The organism is Streptomyces sp. SID14436 (assembly GCF_010548465.1).
GTDB lineage: Bacteria > Actinomycetota > Actinomycetes > Streptomycetales > Streptomycetaceae > Streptomyces.
On sequence record NZ_JAAGMD010000060.1, the window covers coordinates 1 to 2,632 of the forward strand.

Annotated in this window: 2 protein-coding genes; both read right to left on the reverse strand. The window is 75.0% G+C overall.

What is annotated here, in order from left to right; genetic code table 11:
• Nucleotides 1-1,492 (reverse strand): DoxX family protein (locus G3I53_RS02110; RefSeq protein WP_164437971.1); only part of this gene is annotated, 1,492 nt, incomplete at its 3' end.
• 118 nt (nucleotides 1,493-1,610) lie between these two features.
• Nucleotides 1,611-2,549: a 23S rRNA (guanosine(2251)-2'-O)-methyltransferase RlmB gene (rlmB, locus tag G3I53_RS02115; protein ID WP_164347457.1), complete on the reverse strand. Its 939-nt coding sequence runs from the start codon at nucleotides 2,547-2,549 to the stop codon at nucleotides 1,611-1,613.
• Nucleotides 2,550-2,632: the final 83 nt, after the last annotated feature.

Consider the following 2,632-nt stretch of genomic DNA (forward strand, 5'->3'; position numbering starts at 1 on the left):
CGGCGCTGCCCTGGGTCTGGCTGGGCGTGCCACCGGTGACCGCGCCGGTGTCCTTCGTCGCGCCCGGGGTGGTCGTGCCGGCGGACGGGCTGCCCGTACCGGCGGTGGCGCCCCGGGTGGGCGAGGCGGGCGCGGACGGGGTGCGCTTCTTCGGCGTGGCGCCGGGCTCCTGCGGGAGCGGGGAGCCGGGCAGTTCGTTGCGCGGGGACTCGCCCGGGCCGGGGACGACGACACGGTCGGCGTCGCGCACGGCGCCGCCCAGCAGCGAGCCGACGAGCAGGGTGATCCCGCAGACCACGACGGTGACGAGGGTGCCGCGGCGCAGGACGTAGCGGCGCAGGTCCCAGATGTCGGCGCGGGGGCCGAGGCGCCGCCAGGCGCTGCCGGCCAGGCGGCCGTCGACGGAGTAGACCGGGGCCCCGGCGATGATCAGCGGCGACCAGGCGGCGAGGTAGATGATGTCCGGCGTGTCGTAGACCGGGACGCTCTTCCAGCTGACCGTGACCAGCAGCGCGGCGGAGAGCAGGGCGCCGACCACGGCGGCCACGCGCTGCCAGCAGCCGAGGACGGTGAGGACGCCGACGATGACCTGGAGGAAGGCGATGACGAGGCCGGAGCCGACGGGGTGTTCGAGGGCGAACTGCCGCAGCGGCTCGGCGACTTCCCAGGGGTGCAGGGTGTTCAGCCAGGTGACCATGGAGCCGCGCTTGCCGCCGTCGAAGTAGACGGGGTCGCACAGCTTGCCCATGCCGGCGTAGATGGAGATGAAGCCGAGGAAGACGCGCAGCGGGAGCAGCACGACACCGAGGTTCATCCGGCGGCCGGGGTAGTAGGCGTGCCGGGCCGGGTCGTCGCCGTGGCGCCGGGTGCGGGGTCCGGCGTGCTCGTCCGTGACGACGGGCCGCGCGCCCGTGTCCTCGAACGCGTCGTCGCCGTAGGCCGGTTCGTCGTAGCCCGGTTCGTCGTAGGCGCTGCCGACCGTGCGCATGGGCGGCAGCAGGGGGCCGCCGCCGTGGGTGCGCTGGGCGCCGACGACGGGCGTCTCCAGGGTGGCCGGGTCGTCGCCGTAGCCGTAGCCGCTGCCGACGCGGGGGATGACCTGGGTGGCGCCGGCGTCGGTGAGGGCCTCGTCGGCGTGGCGGACGCCGTCGTGCCGCACGGCCTGGAGCAGACGGTGGGCGCCGGTGTCGTCGGGGGCCGACCGGCCGCTCCAGACGACGGGGCGGCGGCGGGGCGCGCCCGGACCGGCCGCGCCCATGGTGGTGACCACGGGGATGCGGGCGGTGTCCTCGGCGGCGCTCAGGTGCCGTGCGATCCGCGGTGACTGGACGCGCCGCGCCGAGACGCCCAGCTGCACGCGGAAGCTGGCGTGATTGACGATGACCTGCGCCGGATCGCTCGGCACCTTCACCATGCTCAACGCGGGAGCGTCGTCGAGTCCCGACGAGCGGTCCCCCGTGGGTGTGCGGGGTGTTCTGGTGTCCACACTCATCTAACCGAGTGACACGGGGTTAGGACACTGCCTTGACCGGCCGGAAGTGTCCGGACCCCGTCAAGCCGGTCCGGACCGCCGGGAACACACCGTGTGGGTGATACGCCCGAACGCGCGTTCAGGCGCGGCGGCGGGCCACCTCGTACAGCACGATGCCCGCCGCGACACCGGCGTTGAGCGACTCGGCGCCGCCCGGCATCGGGATCCGCACCCGGACGTCACAGGTCTCGCCGACCAGCCGCGACAGCCCCTTGCCCTCGCTGCCGACGACGATGACGACCGGGCCGTCCAGCGCGGCCAGCTCGCCCAGCTCGGCCTCCCCGTCGGCGGCCAGCCCGACGACCGTGATCCCGGCCTTCTTGTACGCCTCCAGGGCGCGCGTCAAGTTGGTGGCGCGGGCGACGGGCGTGCGCGCCGCCGTGCCCGCGGACGTCTTCCAGGCACCGGCGGTCATCCCGGCGGCCCGCCGCTCGGGGACGACGACCCCGTGGCCGCCGAAGGCGGAGACGGAACGGACGACGGCACCGAGGTTGCGCGGGTCGGTCACGCCGTCGAGGGCGACGATCAGCGGGTCCTGACCCTCGTCGTGGGCACCCGCCACCAGGTCCTCGGGGTGCGCGTACTCGTACGGCGGCACCTGCAGGACCAGGCCCTGGTGGTTCAGCCCGTTGGTCATCCGGTCGAGCTCGGGGCGGGGGGCCTCCATGAGGTTGATCCCGCCGCGGTCGGCCGCGAGCTGGAGCGCCTCGCGCACCCGCTCGTCGTTGTCGATGAACTGCTGCACGTACAGCGTGGAGGCGGGCACGCCCTCGCGCAGCGCCTCGACGACCGGGTTGCGGCCGACGACCAGCTCGGAGGCGGAGCGGCCGCCGCGGCGCTGCGGGGCGCGGCCCGTGGCGCGGCGCGCCTTGGCCTGGGCGGCGCGCTGCTTGGCGTGGCCCTTGCGCATCTCGGCGGGCGGCGTGGGGCCCTTGCCTTCGAGGCCCCGGCGCCGCTGGCCGCCACTGCCGACCTGCGCGCCCTTCTTGCCGGACATGCGGCGGTTGTTCGCGGCCATGAGGTACTCGTCTCCGTGAAGTCGTGCGGCGGACGCGGAGGGCGCGTCCGGCGGTTGCGTCTGTGCGGTTGCGTCTGTGCGGT